Source organism: Methanosarcina sp. DH1 (assembly GCF_020804205.1).
Lineage (GTDB): Archaea > Halobacteriota > Methanosarcinia > Methanosarcinales > Methanosarcinaceae > Methanosarcina > Methanosarcina vacuolata.
The window spans coordinates 1-17,977 of record NZ_WJBJ01000034.1 but is presented as its reverse complement, the minus strand read 5'-3'; the positions used below and the strand labels follow the sequence as shown (position 1 = coordinate 17,977).

Genomic DNA, 17,977 nt, shown 5'->3' with positions numbered 1-17,977 from the left:
TGAAAAAACCCAAAAACTCTTGAAAAACGGGCGTTTCACCTCAACTTCGCCAGAACTCCAAGATGGTCTTCGTGATAGGGCATCAGGTCCTTTGCATTAAGAACCTCAAACCTGGGCTCAAAAGCCTGTTCAAGTTTCTTTACCTCTGCCTTAAATATCTCTTTTGGTTTTGCTGCGGTGTCTATACTACGCGCTTTAATGGAAAGAAGGAGATATCCATCCTTTTTTAAAAAACATACTGCATTCCTTGCAGCAATTTCGGCCTGGTTGGGCTGTGCAACATCCTGAAAAATAAGGTCCACAGGCTCAACGAGATGGGAGTAACTGTCAGGCTTTCCCGCATCAGCCATAATCGGGTGGATATTTATCCTCCTTGATGCAAGCCCTATAAGATCTCGCATGCTCCGTGGGGCAAATTCAACGGCGTAAACTGCACCTTCCGAAACAATATCCGAAACATGGCTGACCGTTGTACCTGAAGCTGCACCTAAGTAGAGAACCTTCGAATCTTCCTTTAGTGGAATATCGAATTTTTTCAGGACCATGGCTCCAAGCTTGCTCCTCCGAGGGTCCCAGGTCCGGTATTCAACTCCTTCAACCGTAATCAGTTTTTCTCCATAAACGGTTTTTCCAGGGTCAAGGTTCTTTGTAGCAAGCTGTCTTTTGTCTTTTATAACTTCAAAGATCCCATCCGATAGCCTTTTGACTTCAGGCATTTACTTCCTCCTCCTTCTCTTTGGCTTTGCTCCGCTTTCCTGCTTTTTTTGCGGAGGCCTGGGGTTCAAAGTCCTGATCTGTAGGACTTTCGCTTCAAGTTTTTCCATAAGAGAGGGATCTTTTTCTCCTGAATAAAAATCAATGCGCACAGCAAGGGAAAGCTTTGATGCAACAGCTCTTGCTACCTTTCCCCTTACCCACCAGGGCGCAGTATTTATCAGAGGGTGACTGTAGATGATCCCATGCTTTGGAGACGGAGCCCGAGCCCTAAGATGTTTGAAAAGCGCCTTGCTGGCTCCTATAACCTGAATGGTGCTGGAGGGAAACTCAGCAAGTTTTTCGAGGTTTCCTGCAAGACTTATTAACCTTGCTCCAAGCATTGGGCCTGCAATAAGCTTCAGGTTGGGTGCAACCAGTTCCATGCTGTTCTCAATGTAAACCTCGATCTGTCTCCGCTGTTCATAGAGACTGCACACGTTTTCTGCAAAACCTCTAAGGAGTGCTTCATCCGCAGGTTCAAGTTTTGCACCCATTGAGTTTATGGCTTTCGAATAAAGCGGGTCTTCAGAGCCGACATTTTTACGGGAACCATATTTTACAATAAAAAGTGCAAGGTCTTCTCCACCTAACCCGCTTTCCGGGAAATAACCTCCGTACCATTCAGAAAGCCTTTCAGACAGGGCATTTGTGGTTTCATTTATATCGTCCAGAGCCTCTACAGCCTGAATAATCCGCTGGTCAGGAGTAAGAGCACCTGAGACCTGAAGTTTTGCCGCCTCCAGAGTAACTTCATGTAAAAGGGAGTAATATTCGGCAGTGGATTCTGCAAACCCGGACCTGATAGCTGCAGCTTTGAGGTCAAAGCCTTCAGGAGGAAGATCTGACCTGCTGTTTCTTAGATCTAGAGAATGGAGGGCAAGCTCCCGGATGTCTTTTGAAAGAAGTCTAGACCCCAGAATTTCTCCATCTCTGTCGGTTTCAATAGTTCCAAACCAGGTATTGATTTTCAATCCGGACCCTCTGAGATGTCCGCGCCCCTGTTTCTTCCCTTTGTGAGTAAAACTCTTCCACCAAGGGACTCGTCAAGCATGCGCTGGGTTTCTTGCTGGAGTCTTTTGCCTTCCTCGACGCTTCCGACAATGCCGTAAACTACCGGCCCGAAAGAACTGATACCTGATCCACTTGCGCCGTTGTCACGCATGTAATTCATGATATCCAGAACAGGCTGTGACTGAAGTCCGACTTCCCTTTTCTTAAAACCTACAGTCTGGATGTGGTTAATTGCCTTGCCAAAACTTTCCAGGTCTTCCTCGACAAGTGCAGGAAGCATCTGCATGAGGATTACGTGGGAAATTTCCTGAACTTCGGCAAGGGGAACTGGACAATACTTCTTGAAAATATCCACTTCTTCGGCATCGTGAGCCCCTTTACCTTCAGGAATTGCAAGGACTATGGACCAGTCAGGAAAGTCTCTTCTGAAAAGGACAGGACCAGGAGGTACATGGCTGGCTGAAGAAGGAGAAAATGCACCTTTATCCTTGAACTTATGTCCTCCATCCAGAATAAAGCCACCATTTTCAAAAGCAGCAACTCCTATCCCGGATGTGCCCCCCCTGCCGACCACGACTGCAAGTTCCCTAACGCTTTTTCCCAATCCATAAATTTTGTTTACGGCTACTGCTGCCGACAGGGCGGCCTGTGTCCCGGAACCAAGCCCCACATGATCAGGAAGACTATCTTTAATATGTAGCTTTATTCCTTCTCCTGTTGGAAGAAGGGCCTGTACAGCTTTTTGCATTTTACTTGCTAGAAGAGGATTGCCGATGATCTCTATATTCTCAGCTTCACTTGCAGAAATTTCCAGGCCGGGATATTCCAGGGTGATTCCCGCTCCCCCATCGACCCTGCCTATCTCTGCATTGAGGTCTATCAGGGTAAGATGAAGTCGGGATGGAGTCACTACTTTAATCATGTCTATATGTACCTCGTTACCTATTCATAAAGCTTAGGAATTAAACTTCCGTTAGCTCAGGAGCTAAACTTTCGTTTCCCCCAAAGTTTTTCCTTAATAATCGAATAAGTAAAAGATAAAGTTTTCCTGTTAAACATGAATTTAAGCATTGGAAAAATCAGGGAATATACCCTTACACGGATTTCAACATCCCCCCTGAAATCCATCATCGGATTCATGAACACAGGGTTAATGGAAAAACTGCAGTGCCTGCATCGGCTGTAGGCCAGTCCCGCAACAGAATGTAAAAGCCCACAGAGCATGCCAGTGTCTGCTGGATCGGAAAGGCCAAATGTCACATTAGATTCCAGACGTTTAATTTTTATCCCATTAAGCAAATCGGAAAATAGACGAAATAGAGGTTTTCTGAGAGATCTGAATGCTTCCAGGCCCCAGTGAAGCATTTCTCTGGGGGTCATTTCTTCTGGAGCTTCTTCAATCTCGGGCTTCTTCTTCCCTCTTATCTTTGAAATTATACCCCATTTTTCTTTCTTCTCGCTCCCTTCTGTTAGTTTTTCTTTTCTCTCCCCTACTTCTGAGAGTTTTTCCTTTCTCTTCCCTACTTCTGAGAGTTTTTCTCTTCCCTCACTATCTTCTATTCTTTTTTCTTCACCCTCATCTATTTCTATTCTCTTCTCTTCGACCTCTTTTTCTTCAACCTCCCTTTTTTTCTTCACTTCAGCCTTATCCTGTGGTTCTATAGTGACTCGTACTTTTTCTGTGTTACTCAGATCGATCTCACTTTGTTTCCCTTTTACTGTTTTGTCTTCATCCGATTTCTTCGGTTCTTCAGGAAAACTTTCACTTTCTCCAGGTTCCTCTATGGAGAAGGTATGGGAAAATAGCAGCCATTTTACAGTGAATACGCCTCTAAGTTCTTTCTTTTCTTCGAGACTCAGGACCTTAAGCTTGAAAGTGAGACCTATTGCTGTAAAAAGTACAAATAAAATCAACAGAAAAACCAGCAGAAGAACAGTGATTACCAGCATATTGATAGGTTATGGAGAAGAGGATAGTCCTGACTATCCTGAAAAACCATACTTATTCCATTCCCTGGAAGGTCCCTGATATAGGTTTTAGTTCCAGAAATTCGATGGAAACTTTAGTGGGAACATCCCTCTTCTTCAATCTTGACTTCGGTTCTTTCTACAGTTTCCTTTTCCGGAGTTTCTGTTCCTTTAACTTCCTGTTCCTGTAATTTTTCTTCTTTTTTGTTCTTGCCTCTCATGCCTTTGAGCTTGTCCATAATCTCAGGCACAAGATCAGGAATTGAGCTAAGGATTGACCCTGCATCGCTTCGCTCAGAGAGCCGGAAGATTCTAGCTTCTTCTTCAGAAAGCATAATAAATGCCACAGGCTCTATCTTTGCGCCTGCCCCTCCACCTCCGCCATATCCCGACTCAGTGTCTTTCTTGCCTTCTCCTCCACCTGCTCCAAAACCCATTACAATCCTTGAAATTGGAATAATTGTTTTCCCAGCAGCAGTAATCGGGTCTCCCACTACGGTTTTTGTAGTCGCAATTCTTTCAAGTTCACCTGCAATTTCTTTAATAGTGGCTTCTACACCCAATTTTTCATCCCCTTTTGTATATCGTTTCATATATTGCGATGATAAAGTTTTTCATTTTTTATATTTAATCTAATTTTAGATACATTAAATTTGGGCTTAATCATATTTGAGTAATTCTGCACCTGAGAATTAAAACCCCGTTTTAATTTCAGGGACCAACTTATTTTTATCGTTTTCAAAGGCTATTGTTCTTTTACGTGGGCAACTTAAGTTTAATCATCCCTTTTTTGAATGTAATGAATACTTGATCTTTATTTTTTGATTAATGAAAATAAGTCAATATAAAATAAGATATTCTATTAAGTTAAGTGACATGGATTATCCCAATACATATAAATTACATAGGCAATATTTTTAAATTTTTGATTTATTCAATTTAACATAAATACAGTATATTTATATTCTATTATTTGAATTCCAGCTCAATTAATGGAATTTACATAAGGAGTCTTATAAAAGATGAACAAATTCTTTGAATAAGAAAACACTTTTTCATTCGCGCATTTATGTAGGTATTCAGTGTAAACTCCACTTATTTACAATGAAAGTTTCACCCTAAGCTTCTTTTAATGGACGGAGGAATTAAAATAAAAAAATTAAACACTTTGTTAGTAGCTATTTTCATATTAGCATTAATATCAAGTCTTGGAGCTGCGACTGAGATTATAGTGCAGCCAGGGGATTCTATTCAAACTGCTGTAAATAGTTCGTCTTCGGGCGATATAATTACTATAAATCCCGGAACTTATATTGAAAATATCATAGTAACTAAAAATGATCTTACAATCCGGTCAAAATCAGGAAATCCTGATAACACAATGATTAAAGCCAAAAGTTCAGGGGCTAATGTGTTCCTCCTGCAGGGAGACAACATAAAGATATCTGGACTTAAGGCTGTAGGAGCAACCCGATCCGGCTATTCAGGAATCTGTCTATCTTCATGCAGTAACTGCGTAATCGAGAATAACAAACTTTTGAGCAATTGTTATGGAATCTATCTCCTGCGTTCTAAAGGGGACAAGCTGTCAAAGAACACGGCTACAAATAATCTACAATATGGAATTGTACTTGGGACTGCTACAGACAATACCATTTCAGGAAATACGGCCCTTAATAATGGTCGTGGCATTCATATTGGCAACTCTGACGGTAACACACTCTCAGGCAACACCGTTCAAAACAACAATATTTATGGGTTTTATATCTGTGGCAAAAGTGACACAAACAAGATCTACAACAATTATTTCAATGACACCAATATGACTATTAAAAACGGAATCGGAAATTCCTATAACACTAAAAAAACCGCAGGTACTAATATTGTGGGCGGCCCTTACATAGGAGGCAACTTCTGGGGAAAACCCAATGGTACAGGATTTTCCAATACTGCAGTAGATAACGATAGAGATGGAATTTCCGATTCTGCATATAAAAACATAGCAGGCAGCATATATTCTGACAATCTTCCTCTAGTTGTCTATAAGCCCAAGTCGACAAAGCCGGTTGCTGCATTTTCTGCATCTCCTACATCCGAAAAAGCACCATTAAACGTTAAATTTACTGACAAAAGCACTGGCTCCCCAACTTTCTGGTACTGGAACTTTGGAGATGGATCAAAATCATACCTCCAGAATCCGACTCATAAATATTCGAAGGCAGGGGCCTATAATGTTAGCTTAATAGTAAAGAATGCGGCAGGACGTAGCACGGTAACAAAAACAGGATATATAAAAGTGATATCAAAACCAGTTGCTGCATTCTCTGGATCTCCTACCTCCGGAAAAGCGCCATTAAACGTTAAATTTACGGACAAAAGCACAGGAATACCTGCTTCATGGTACTGGAACTTTGGAGATGGATCAAAGTCATACCTCCAGAATCCGGTTCATAAGTATTCGAAGGCAGGGACCTATACTGTTAGCTTAATAGCAAAGAATGCTGCAGGACGTAGCACGGTAACAAAAACAGGATATATAAAAGTGACAGGAACTTCGCAAACTTCGACGGCTGCACTTTTTGCATCTTCAACTCCTACTGCTGCACTTTCTGCATCTCCAACTTCAGGAAAGACCCCACTAACCGTTGACTTTACTGATAATAGTACAGGCTCACCAACTTCCTGGAAATGGGATTTTGGAGATGGGACATATTCAACAGAACAGAGTCCGACACATACATATTCAGCTGCAGGAACTTACACGGTTAAACTTACAGCAACAAATACAGCAGGAAGTAACACTGTAACAAAACCAGATTATATTACAGTAACAGCAACGTCACAAACGCTGACAGAAACTTCGCAAACACCTGTTGCAGATTTCTGGGCATCTCAACTCTCAGGAAAAGCACCACTAAATGTAACATTTACGGATACAAGCACAGGATCTCCAACTTCATGGGAATGGGATTTTGGAGATGGGACATATTCAACAGAACAGAGTCCGACACACACATATTCAGCTGCAGGAACTTATACGGTTAAACTTACGGCAACAAATGCAGCAGGAAATAATACAAAAACCAAATCAAATTACATTACAGTAACAGGAGCTTCACAAACGCTGACAGAAACTTCACAAGCACTAACAGCAACGTCACAAACGCCCATTGCAGATTTCTGGGCATCTCAACTTTCAGGAAATACACCACTAGATACAACGTTTACAGATACAAGCACAGGCTCACCAACTTCCTGGAAATGGGATTTTGGAGATGGTATATCTTCAACAGAACAGAGTCCAACACACACATATTCAGCTGCGGGAACTTACACGGTTAAACTTACAGCAACAAATGAAGCAGGAAATAGTACGAAAACCAAATCAAATTACATTACAGTAACAGGAACTTCACAAACACTACCAGAAACTTCGCAAACGCTGACCGAAACTTCGCAAACGCCTGTTGCAGATTTCTGGGCATCTCAACTCTCAGGAAAAGCACCACTAGATGCAACGTTTACGGATACAAGCACAGGGTCTCCAACGTCATGGGAATGGGATTTTGGAGATGGGACATATTCAACAGAACAGAGTCCAACACACACATATTCAGATGCTGGAACTTACACGGTTAAACTTACAGCAACAAATGAAGCAGGAAATAGTACAAAAACCAAATCAAATTACATTACAGTAACAGGAACTTCACAAACGCTGACCGAAACTTCACAGACGTTGACCGAAACTTCACAAATGCCCGTTGCAGATTTCTGGGCATCTCAACTYTCAGGAAAWGCACCACTAGATGCAACGTTTACGGATACAAGCACAGGRTCTCCAACKTCATGGGAATGGGATTTTGGAGATGGGACATATTCAACAGAACAGAGTCCAACACAYACATATTCAGMTGCWGGAACTTACACGGTTAAACTTACAGCAACAAATGAAGCAGGAAATAGTACAAAAACCAAATCAAATTACATTACAGTAACAGGAGCTTCACAAACGCTGACCGAAACTTCGCAAACGCTAACCGAAACTTCACAGACGTTGACCGAAACTTCACAAATGCCTGTTGCAGATTTCTGGGCATCTCCACTCTCAGGAGCAGCACCACTAGATGCAACGTTTACGGATACAAGCACAGGATCTCCAACTTCCTGGGAATGGGATTTTGGAGATGGGACATCTTCAACAGAACAGAATCCAACACACACATATTCAGCTGCAGGAACTTACATGGTTAAACTTACGGCAACAAATGCAGCAGGAAGTGATACAAAAACTAAATCAAATTATATAAAAGTAGCAAAGTGACCACAACTTTGAAAACGATTGTAAATCTCCTGTGGCTCTTCAGTCTCAGGTAAAGATGCAAAAAGCAGTAGCACAAAAGTCATGTATGGATGTCAAGTATCTAAAAATGAGCTTGAAATCTAAAAGTAGATAAAAATGCCTGAAGGTAAAGAGGAGTGGGGGCTTATTTATCGAACCTTGCGAGAGGATATACTCGTCTGGAATATCCTAGGATTCGATTTCAAAATCGAATCCTTTAGGACTTACGCGGTTGAACTGAAAAATCAACCGCAGCAAGCCGTTAACTGTTTAAAACGGGACTTTAATCCATAGTCTTTGACGTAATTGATTCTATTTCTCAAATGCGTAAGTCCTATCCTTATTTCCTGGAAAATCCATGATCTTCATCTCTAATCTTCATCTCTAATATTCATCTCTAATATTCATCTCTAATATTCATCTCTAATATTCATCTCTAATATTCATCTCTAATATTCATCTCTAATATTCATCTCTAATATTCATCTCTATGCAAAAGTCAAATTTTATGAACCTATCTCGGCATCGCAGTACTAGTGCATCGATTCTCAAATACATATTTTTCACGGTTTTCCAGAAAATTCATTTCTGACATACTTTGGAATAGATACACTATTTCTTAACTCATTTTAGCTAATGCGATATTTCCACTGTCTTAGCTTGACGTTTTTGTGTTGAAATACCTGTGTTTCTACGCTGATTTGCTTCATTCAGACTCTTTCTTAGATCAAGTCGTGTTACTTAAAAATTATTACAAAGTAATAATTGAAAGAGAAAATTTTAAAAATTGACAAAGAGTTCAGATTAGTAACATAATTCATATGAAAAATAAATGAAAGATGGAGATACAGGATAAATGAAAGCTAACAAAAAACTGAACTCAGTAGCCTTAGTCTCAGCAATTCTAATTTTAGTATTAATTCTCTTTTCTTCTACGGTATCGGCAGCTGCCGAGAAATTAGAAGAAGAACAATTTACTTTTACAGAGGAACAAAGCAACGACACTCAGTCTGAATCTTCAACTCAATTTTTGGGATCAGCACAGAATATCAATAAGGTATATGGAATAAATTTTAGCCCCTATATGGATGGACAAAGTCCAGATTATGGGTCTCAGATAGATAAAAATCAAATCACGAATCGTATGAAAATAATAGCACCATATACTAAGTGGATACGAACTTATGGGACGGAAAACGGTCTGGAGTATTCTGGCCCAGTGGCTCATGAGATGGGGCTCAAGACTGCAATTGGCGCATGGCTTAGTGGAGATACTGAGGCCAATGAGAGACAGATAAGTAACCTGATCGATGAAGCTAAGGCCGGTAATGTTGATCTAGCTATAGTGGGTAGTGAAACGCTGTTAAGAAATGATCTTTCAGAAGATCAGCTTATTAAATATATCCAGCGTGTTAAACAGTCAGTGCCCGCCGGTATTAATGTTACAACAGCTGATACATATAGCGAACTTCTGAATCACCCTAAGGTAATGGATGAGTGCGATGTTATCATGTATAATAGTTACCCCTACTGGGATGGTATCAGCGTTGATAAAGCAATGGAAGTTCAGGATAGTCGCTATAAGAATTTAGTTAAGAATGCAAAGAATAAACCAGTAATAGTCTCAGAAACCGGATGGCCCAGCGCAGGAAACACGATTGGAAATGCTGTGCCATCACCTGAAAATTCTGCCAGATACTTTAATGATTCTGTCTCATGGGCACGTAAGAATAACATTCAGTATTTTTACTTTGAAGCATTTGACGAAACGTGGAAAAGCGTTCATGAAGGCCCCCAGGGTGCTCACTGGGGGGTATGGGACAAAGATGGCAATATGAAGCCTGGAATGGAAAAGGTCTTACCACCGGAGACAGCCCCTAAGGCAAACTTTTCTGCTAATCCAACATCAGGAAAAGCACCATTAAACGTTAAATTTACTGACAAAAGCACAGGAACACCTACTTACTGGTACTGGAACTTTGGAGATGGATCAAAGTCATACATACAGAATCCGACTCATAAGTATTCGAAAGCAGGAGCCTATACTGTTAGCTTAATAGTAAAGAATGCTGCAGGACGTAGCACGGTAACAAAAACAGGATATATAAAAGTGATATCAAAACCAGTTGCTGCATTCTCTGCATCTCCTACCTCCGGAAAAGCGCCATTAAACGTTAAATTTACTGACAAAAGCACAGGAATACCTGCTTTCTGGTACTGGAACTTTGGAGATGGATCAAAGTCATACATACAGAATCCGGTTCATAAGTATTCGAAGGCAGGGACCTATACTGTTAGCTTAATAGTAAAGAATTCTGTAGGACGTGGCTCGGTAACAAAAACAGGATATATAAAAGTGATATCAAAACCAGTTGCTTCATTCTCGGGGTCTCCTACATCCGGAAAAGCACCATTAAACGTTAAATTTACTGACAAAAGCACAGGAATACCTGCTGGATGGATATGGAACTTTGGAGATGGATCAAAGTCATACGTACAGAATCCTACTCATAAGTATTCAAAGGCAGGGGCCTATACTGTTAGCTTAACAGTAAAGAATGCTGCAGGACGTAGCACGGTAACAAAAACAGGATATATAAAAATTACATAAAAAGTATATAAAAAGTATATAAAAAGTATATAAAAATTACATAAAAAGTATATGAAAAGTGTATAATAGTTGTAACAAAACCAGTTGCTGAATTCTCTGCAACTCTAACCTCTGGAAAATCGCTATTAACGGTATAATTTAATGACAAAAATACAGAAATTCCTATTGCATTGAAAATGAGAAATCATTCACCCGCCTTGACATGTGAAGGATTCGGAGAAGAGTAGATCATGGAGAAACTTGAGTAGAAGGAATAGGGATTTTTTGAACTCGCGCCCGATTAGCCAGCGCTGCGGTTTACTACAGATAAAGGCATTACATTCATCATAGCCCGCTAACAAAAGAGGAGAAAATCGAGGTTGAAATCCCCTAGCAAATGATTATCTGCAGAAACTTCAACCCTTCCAGAGAGAAAGAAAGAATGGCTCTTCGTTGTTTTGTGTGGATATTCTTGTAATGTACTCATTAAAAACAATACGGTCTTGGATTGAAAATCATCTTATCCATAGAAAATAACTAAGAGCCGAAATAATCAGGAAAATTAGAATATTCGAGAGCGGAAGCCATTCTCATTGGAATTTGGAATCATTTTTTTCCGAACTGCCTAAAACGGTGGTACAGGTACTAAAATAGGTCCAAAATTCTTAAAGATCGAAACGTACCGAAAATGTTAAAAAGGATGTTACATAAACGTGTTTTTAATATCATATGAAGGCAAATAGGAGCAACTAAGACGTCACCAATTGAAATACAAACCTCAGTATGTGCATTGTTGTTTATGTCTATCTGTGTAGCAACTTTGTTCTTCAGCTGTAAGCTTTTTGCCTGGAGATACTCAAACTATAATAAAGTTAACAAATTTATGAAACTAATAAAGTATAATAAAGTATAAGGAAGAAATAAACACCGCTTTTAGTTTTTATAGTTGGTTATGTCCACCTTTAATTCTTTCAATTTTTTCATTTTCTTTATTACATCTATGCTTCTAATCTGACATTGTTTTCTCCCAAAATTATTTCGCTGTTTAAATCCCTTTGTTTATCTCAAAACGACTTCGCAGATTCAAAACCATTCGAAAGTCCAGTGAATGATACAACAGAAGGCGACGAAATATGCTAAACTTCAGTGGTTTTCCGGGAAAACGACTGCATTTTTCTTGAACCGGCACTACTCTCCATTTTCAGCATTATTTATAATCCTCAAGCTTTCTTGAGGATTGGAAATTGGAGAATTTTAATCCGGCTAAAATGGGGAATTGTTCACCGGCTTTGACATTAGTATAATGTCTGTAGTTAAAGCACGGAAGACACGGAAATCAGTAGTAAAGGCGTGTTTCTTCCGTGCTTTCCGTGGTTGTAATATCCAGATCGAATCACTATGTGACCGACTGCGTTTTCCGTGTTACAAAATTCCATGTGACTTTAAAATAATATTTGCGTTATAAACTGTATTTATTTTCATGTTATGTATATATTTGAGAATCGATATACTAGGATAATTCTTTCGTTTTTCCCAATCACAAAAGAAGGCAGGCGAGCATCTGGTCTGTGTGGCATAGGCCCTGGTAGAGGGAAATTTACTAAGGCAGGTCAGATCAGCTTGACAAACTACTACTTCTGTACGCAGAACAATCTTGTAGAAAACTAAATCAAGAACTAACAGAGAGCAGGCAAGAAAATGAAGTGATTTTCCTAAAAACTACCATGTTCTTTCCCTGATCTTGATCGATAGTTCTTAGTAACATTTTTATTACAATATTAATAAAATTATTTTAAAGAAGGTAGGTATACTATCGATTAGAGAAAATGACAAATATATACTATGCATATCCTCTTTAATTGCAAATTCACTGCTTTGCAATTATTTGTGTGTAAAATATTTGGAGGACTCAATAGACAATGCTTTCTCAAGAGCTAAGAGATTCAGAGTACTTTATCAAGGTATTAAGGCAACATCTGCCTGAATTAAAAGAAAAATATAGTGTGAGTTATCTTGGGATCTTTGGATCTTATATTCGTGGAGAGCAGACCAAAGATAGCGACCTTGATGTGCTAGTACAATTTGATAAGAAACCGGGACTTTTAAAATATATTGAACTAGAAAACTATCTAAGTGATCTCTTAGGGATAAAAGTTGATTTAGTAATGAAAAGTGCACTTAAACCTAATATTGGAAAGCGAATCCTAAATGAGGTAAAAACTCTATGAAAGCAGAGAAAAGAGATCCTATAGATTTTTTAGTGGACATACTTGAGTCAATTGAAAATATAGAAAATTTTATTGAAGGATTTGATTTTGAAGATTTTTCTAAGGATGAAAAACAATATATGCAGTGGTACGAGCTCTTGAGATCATTGGGGAAGCAACAAAAAATTTGCCGGATTCACTAAAAATTAAGTATCCTGAAGTTCCTTGGAGATATGTGGCCGGATTTCGAGACAAAGTAGTACATGGTTATTTTGGTGTTGATCTTGAGGTTGTTTGGGATACGGCAATTGAAGACACTCCTTCTTTAAAGCCTTTAATAACAAAAATTCTAGACGAAACGGAAAAGGATTAAGTTAATTTCTTAATATGGGGTACAATAGGACTCTTTTTTAGAATTTACGTTTGTAAAAGCTGTTTATGTTTTACTCATCTTATTTCAGAAATAAAAATCGAGGATATGGCGAAGATAAATCGAGTCATTTTTCCTCATGCAGAGATTACTTTTGCTTCTTTTTTAATTCCTTCAATAAGGTATGGGCTTATCGACCCTTCGGTTAGTAAATCGACTTTTATTCCAAGAAACTCCGATAGTTCTCTCTCAATTCTAACCATAGTGAGCAGACCTTTCGTTTCGGAAAACTCTACAAGAACATCGATATCACTTTCCGGTCTTTCTTCTCCTCTTGCATAAGAGCCAAAAATAGCTACTTTTGTTGCTCCTTCTTTCTTGAGGAACGAAGATATTTTTTCGAATAACTCTTTATTTTGGGAAGCACTCTCCATATCAGCATAATTTCGTTTGTTACAATTTAAACATATCTTGATGAAAGAGAGCCACTTTTTTGTCTTAGGAGTCGTCAAAGAACAAAGTATACACAGACCTCGATTAAATTTTTTGATTTTTCGAAATTTATATCATTAATTGAAAGACGAATTTTATATATAGTCTGTGTAATTTATTTTGTGACAGTCACTAAGAACAAATGCAATAAGGAGCAAAATGAATTTAATTAAATATGATATATTTTGGTCGTTCATCATTATGCGGTTGATGTTTTCGTGATTAATTTTCCAGTGCTAGAAATGTATTATGTTTCGTGCATCAAGCATGCGATTAACCTTACTGAATTGTAAAAAGGTATGATGCGCCACTAAACGTCTTTTAAAAATAACATCAACTAACTAATAGTGATGACCTATATTTTGGATTTTTTAGCTAAAAACATTTAGTCTAAAATGTTTACTCTTTACGTAAAAAGGTTTTACCACGATACTTATGGATAAACTTGAAAGCAAATTCACAAAAAAATCTGTACACTACCTCATGCTATTGATGTGGTGTTAATTAAGCCGACGTTGAATAGCGTTTCGATAAAAACAGAAAAGTAAAAGTGTATTAAGAAGATATTTGAATGGTGTGTTTCATGTCTTCTAATAATATTGATTATAAAGTGAAAGCTGAACTGTTAAGATTAATAAAACAAGGCTCACGAATAAGCGGCTTAACTATCGAACACTATAGTCCTGGAGATACTTATAACAATTACGCTCTCTTTAACAAAGATTTAAAAAATTTCCAGCTTTCAGCCGAAAATCTATTGATCAACAGATTTGGAACTGAATCCCTTTATTATAAATATTTTATGAAAGCTTCTAATTTTACAAAGCTAGACAATATTACAGATACCTATCATAATAAGCAATATATGATTCATTCACAAATTGGAATTCTAGAATCTATACTGAATGCCCTAGAAAATGGATTGACAGATGATTTGTTTTATGAGAGAGAGTTAGTCGTCTTTAGTGATATGTTAAAACAAGCTTATACGTTCTTAGATATTCATTTAAAATATGCTGCTGCTGTTTATGGGAGAATTGTTTTGGAAACAGCTGTTAGAGAATATACGAAAGTAAAACTACCTGATTCTGATTATAGTTTAAAATTTGATCAGCTTATTATTAATTTAAAAAAGAGCGGGATTATTCTACAACCTTTTGAAAACAGTCTTAGAGCTAATTATGGAATTGGAACTGCTGCGGCACATAATGATAAATTTGAGAAATATTCCGAAAACGAGATAAAAGAATATTTGAATTTTATACGAGATAGGGTTTTGACTTTAAAATAGACACTAACTAATTTTTAATTCATCAGCTACGATCGCGCTCCGATAGGTGGCAAGAAGAAAGGATACAAGGATTTAGTTTGTGTAAACGTACAAAATCACGCTAAAATTTCACCAAAACTTAGTTCTCCGGCAGCTACTGGATGCAAGAGCAGTTTGAACTCATAAAATTTTTTTATAATTATATATATATTCCTTGAAACTTCTTGAGTATAAATACGCTTCTCCGCGGTTTTCACATATATAGGCAGAAACATCTTTAATTTTACATTTCGACCCCCTCAAAAATAAGGTGATTTTTGCAACAACTGAACAAACTTATTGAATTAGATGTGGGCACATGCTCAACAAAATCAATGATTTTAACTTGAATCCCACAATGTTCAAAAAAATCCAGTTTAAATTTAGAAAGCAAATTAAAAATTTAGGCATATATAAAGATACATAGTGAACAATACGTGATTAATACAGAAGTAAGAGCAAAATTAGTAATAAACTATGTGAATAAAAAAATTAAGTTGTGTTTTTATGGAGGGGGTCGAAATGTAAATTAGAACTTACGCAGTTGAGGAATAAAATCAATTACGGCAAAGACTGTGGATTAAGATCAACTTTAAGACAGTTAGCAGTCCAATGCTATTGATTTTTCAGTTCAACTGCGTAAGTCATACTTATAAATCAATAAGGCAATCATTAGAATAGTAATAATTCTTGTTATCTACTTTTACAATATTTATTATCCCTTTTTTAGCTAAGACTCTTGAGCTCCAAGATGAAACTTTTTGCCTACTGCATCCGACCGCATCTGCGATTTCTTGTGCACTCATCGCTTCATCCTCACTTTCTAATGAGGTTATCATACCTAATATTTTTGATTCTACTTCCGTATAATTTCCTTGGGTTGTAGGAGCTTCTTTATGAATTATCTCAACTAATATGCAATCATCTTCAAAGCATCTTTTAACTTTTGCTTTTGCGACTTCTTTTTCCTCGTAAATCGTACCGCATTGTGGACACTGATAACTTTTAATTCTTTCCTTTATAAAATAAGGATCATAATTAATAAGTACGTCGTCATAAATGAATCTAGCTGACGTAAACTGATCTTTACTTTCAGCGTATTTTATCTTGTTCTCTAAACAAACATCATAATCGATACTATAAAGAGAGTATTTTCCTCCGTACTTAGATGTTCTGCTATCTTCAAGAAAATGAATTAAAAAATTTTCACATAATTTCTTTAAGTATTCGCTTCTTATAGGATCTATCATAAAGTGACTGGCAGGTCTATCTTTACGGCGAGACTTCTCTTTTATTGCTCTCTCCAAAATAGTATTCCACATGTCCATATGATATCCAGGAATTAAACCACTTTTTACGCTGCCTTGAAACTGCTTAAAGTAATTTTTCCTTGCATTTCTAATACCATAATTAACTTCATTCAATCCAATTTTATTATCAATATGACCAGAAGCTGAACATTGAATCCAAGCTTTTTGTAATATTAAACCAATTGTTCTTGGAACTCCTAATGATTCTCTAGTTACTCGATACAATAAGTCTTCTTTTTTTATTTTGAATATATGATTATAATTCAGATTTGAACAAAAAGTATCTAATCTTTTCGTAAGTAATACGTCAAGAAACTTTTCTAATTGTTTTGTTGCTGGGACAATTCCACCAAATATTTCAACATGTTCATTTAAATCCAGTGAAATCATAAATATATCTCTACCGATAATTATTTTGTCCCCAAAATTATATCGATCAGTTATGGCACCAATTTTGAAATATAAATCAATTTTAGAACCGAGAAAATTCTTCAGAAGATTTGATAAACTTATTTGAGATTCATCATTTAGATCCGAAAATTCATCCAAAAAAATATAAATACTATCAATTCCAGCCTTTTTTCTAATGTCATTAAGTTTATCTAAGAAATCTTGTACATTTATAATTTTTATTTCACTATATTTATAAAGTTCTTCGGATCCATAATTTGCAGAAATTTTTGATTTCAATGACGCATTAATAGAATTTAATTTAGTTGACATCGATGCGCCCTGTTTTGACTCTACTTTTCTTTCAACGTCAATCCTTCTGTCCCGAATTGAAGAAATCCCCTCAACAAGTACCTTTTCAATATAATCTAAATCGTCTAGAGTAGGATTTTCTTTTCTGAAAACACCTAAGACCCTTTCGTCAAACATTATTTCAAATTGTTTTTTGAGGGAATGTATAATATGTCTAATGAAATGCATATTCATTAAATTAACATCTTTATCAGAAACAAATAGATCATTACAAGTAGTTAAATCAATAAAAATAGGTAAAACTTTCTTATTGCTAAAAAAATCACTATCGGCGTTTATTTTTGGAGAAATCGTTTTTAAACATTCGTAGTATCCTCTATATAATAAAGTAGTTTTTCCAGTACCTCTTCTACCTAATATAAAATTATCTTGTTTCTGCAATAAGCTTCCGAGATTATTATAAAAATCTACATAATATTTTTCTAAGTTTTCTAACTGTTCAATATTTTCCAATGAAATATAATCAGATCTAAGTATTGACTCAAAGGTACTTTTAACATTATTACGATCTTGAATTGAAAGCACCATAACACACACCTTTACTAAAAGTTAAGTAATGGACGACTCAGTTTCATAATTTAGTGATTTCTCATTTTTTCCGTCCTTAAAACTTCACTTTTCTCTGCTAACTGCTCAAATAAACTGTAATAATCCTTGAGAAATGATTTCTTTGGCAGGAATGCCAAAGAATTATTTTACTCCGTTAATTGTTTCACTGAATTTTTTGACTAAAATCGATACGCTCCGCTACTTAATCCTTAACTCAGCTCTCAAAAATATCTTTTACTAAAGCTTAAATGGAGTAAATAATCTGAACAATTCCAGAAATGACTTTTGTGGTTTCTTGAGCAAATTTAATC

Annotated in this window: 14 protein-coding genes; 6 read left to right on the top strand and 8 right to left on the bottom strand. The window is 37.0% G+C overall.

The annotated features are described in order from the left end of the window. Positions 1-35 precede the first annotated feature (35 nt). From FXW07_RS17930 to FXW07_RS17910, 5 genes are all read right to left on the bottom strand, one after another. Positions 36-716 carry a fibrillarin-like rRNA/tRNA 2'-O-methyltransferase gene (locus FXW07_RS17930; RefSeq protein WP_229396928.1) on the bottom strand — a complete coding sequence of 227 codons (681 nt, stop codon included), beginning with the start codon at positions 714-716 and terminating at the stop codon, positions 36-38. Then, positions 717-1,727: an NOP5/NOP56 family protein gene (locus FXW07_RS17925; protein ID WP_229396926.1), complete on the bottom strand. Its 1,011-nt coding sequence runs from the start codon at positions 1,725-1,727 to the stop codon at positions 717-719. Next, positions 1,724-2,689, bottom strand: coding sequence for a beta-ribofuranosylaminobenzene 5'-phosphate synthase (locus FXW07_RS17920; protein WP_229396924.1), 966 nt, complete (start codon positions 2,687-2,689; stop codon positions 1,724-1,726). Before FXW07_RS17920 ends, FXW07_RS17925 begins: the two co-directional genes overlap by 4 nt. Before the next feature lie 56 nt (positions 2,690-2,745). Continuing rightward, positions 2,746-3,681 carry a DUF2953 domain-containing protein gene (locus FXW07_RS17915; protein ID WP_229396922.1) on the bottom strand — a complete coding sequence of 312 codons (936 nt, stop codon included), beginning with the start codon at positions 3,679-3,681 and terminating at the stop codon, positions 2,746-2,748. Between the two features lie 149 nt (positions 3,682-3,830). Next, positions 3,831-4,298: a spore germination protein GerW family protein gene (locus tag FXW07_RS17910; protein WP_229396990.1), complete on the bottom strand. Its 468-nt coding sequence runs from the start codon at positions 4,296-4,298 to the stop codon at positions 3,831-3,833. Between the two features lie 569 nt (positions 4,299-4,867). On the opposite strand from FXW07_RS17910, the gene FXW07_RS17905 reads away from it, so the two are divergent. Both FXW07_RS17905 and FXW07_RS17900 read left to right on the top strand, forming a co-directional pair. After that, on the top strand, positions 4,868-8,059 hold the full coding sequence (locus FXW07_RS17905; protein WP_229396920.1) for a PKD domain-containing protein: 3,192 nt from the start codon (positions 4,868-4,870) through the stop codon (positions 8,057-8,059). A gap of 874 nt (positions 8,060-8,933) precedes the next feature. Continuing rightward, entirely contained in the window at positions 8,934-10,688 is a 1,755-nt protein-coding gene (locus FXW07_RS17900; RefSeq protein ID WP_229396918.1) for a PKD domain-containing protein, read from the top strand. Positions 10,689-11,980: 1,292 nt separating this feature from the next. On the opposite strand, the gene FXW07_RS19425 is transcribed toward FXW07_RS17900, so the two are convergent. After that, entirely contained in the window at positions 11,981-12,103 is a 123-nt protein-coding gene (locus tag FXW07_RS19425; RefSeq protein ID WP_255679150.1) for a hypothetical protein, read from the bottom strand. A 483-nt stretch (positions 12,104-12,586) separates the two neighbouring features. Here FXW07_RS19425 and FXW07_RS17895 point away from each other — a divergent pair, with 483 nt between their 5' ends. Genes FXW07_RS17895 through FXW07_RS17885 form a run of 3 tightly spaced genes read left to right on the top strand, consistent with a single transcriptional unit; the run spans position 12,587 to position 13,247 of the window. Next, positions 12,587-12,895 (top strand): nucleotidyltransferase, encoded by a 309-nt coding sequence (locus tag FXW07_RS17895; protein ID WP_048122730.1) that lies wholly within the window; start codon positions 12,587-12,589, stop codon positions 12,893-12,895. Then, complete coding sequence (locus FXW07_RS17890) at positions 12,892-13,077, top strand: hypothetical protein (RefSeq protein WP_229396992.1); 186 nt, start codon at positions 12,892-12,894, stop codon at positions 13,075-13,077. The genes FXW07_RS17895 and FXW07_RS17890 overlap by 4 nt, the downstream gene beginning before the upstream one ends. Continuing rightward, positions 13,020-13,247, top strand: a complete 228-nt coding sequence (locus FXW07_RS17885; protein WP_229396915.1) for a DUF86 domain-containing protein — start codon at positions 13,020-13,022, stop codon at positions 13,245-13,247. Before FXW07_RS17890 ends, FXW07_RS17885 begins: the two co-directional genes overlap by 58 nt. A 134-nt stretch (positions 13,248-13,381) precedes the next feature. On the opposite strand, the gene FXW07_RS17880 is transcribed toward FXW07_RS17885, so the two are convergent. Beyond that, entirely contained in the window at positions 13,382-13,678 is a 297-nt protein-coding gene (locus FXW07_RS17880; protein ID WP_229396913.1) for a nucleotidyltransferase family protein, read from the bottom strand. Positions 13,679-14,319: 641 nt separating this feature from the next. Here FXW07_RS17880 and FXW07_RS17875 point away from each other — a divergent pair. Continuing rightward, positions 14,320-15,027, top strand: a complete 708-nt coding sequence (locus FXW07_RS17875; RefSeq protein WP_229396912.1) for a hypothetical protein — start codon at positions 14,320-14,322, stop codon at positions 15,025-15,027. A gap of 668 nt (positions 15,028-15,695) precedes the next feature. Here FXW07_RS17875 and FXW07_RS17870 read toward each other — a convergent pair. Then, the gene (locus FXW07_RS17870; RefSeq protein WP_229396910.1) at positions 15,696-17,570 is read right to left on the bottom strand and encodes a hypothetical protein; all 1,875 of its coding nucleotides are present in this window, start codon (positions 17,568-17,570) and stop codon (positions 15,696-15,698) included. Between the last annotated feature and the right edge of the window lie 407 nt (positions 17,571-17,977).

What these genes read in the sequence shown, in the direction of transcription:
- FXW07_RS17930 (WP_229396928.1), bottom strand. Translation starts at nt 716, where the DNA reads ATGCCTGAAGTCAAAAGGCTATCGGATGGGATCTTTGAAGTTATAAAA.
- FXW07_RS17920 (WP_229396924.1), bottom strand. Translation starts at nt 2,689, where the DNA reads ATGATTAAAGTAGTGACTCCATCCCGACTTCATCTTACCCTGATAGAC.
- FXW07_RS17900 (WP_229396918.1), top strand. Translation starts at nt 8,934, where the DNA reads ATGAAAGCTAACAAAAAACTGAACTCAGTAGCCTTAGTCTCAGCAATT.
- FXW07_RS19425 (WP_255679150.1), bottom strand. Translation starts at nt 12,103, where the DNA reads ATGGAATTTTGTAACACGGAAAACGCAGTCGGTCACATAGTGATTCGA.
- FXW07_RS17895 (WP_048122730.1), top strand. Translation starts at nt 12,587, where the DNA reads ATGCTTTCTCAAGAGCTAAGAGATTCAGAGTACTTTATCAAGGTATTA.
- FXW07_RS17890 (WP_229396992.1), top strand. Translation starts at nt 12,892, where the DNA reads ATGAAAGCAGAGAAAAGAGATCCTATAGATTTTTTAGTGGACATACTT.
- FXW07_RS17880 (WP_229396913.1), bottom strand. Translation starts at nt 13,678, where the DNA reads ATGGAGAGTGCTTCCCAAAATAAAGAGTTATTCGAAAAAATATCTTCG.
- FXW07_RS17875 (WP_229396912.1), top strand. Translation starts at nt 14,320, where the DNA reads ATGTCTTCTAATAATATTGATTATAAAGTGAAAGCTGAACTGTTAAGA.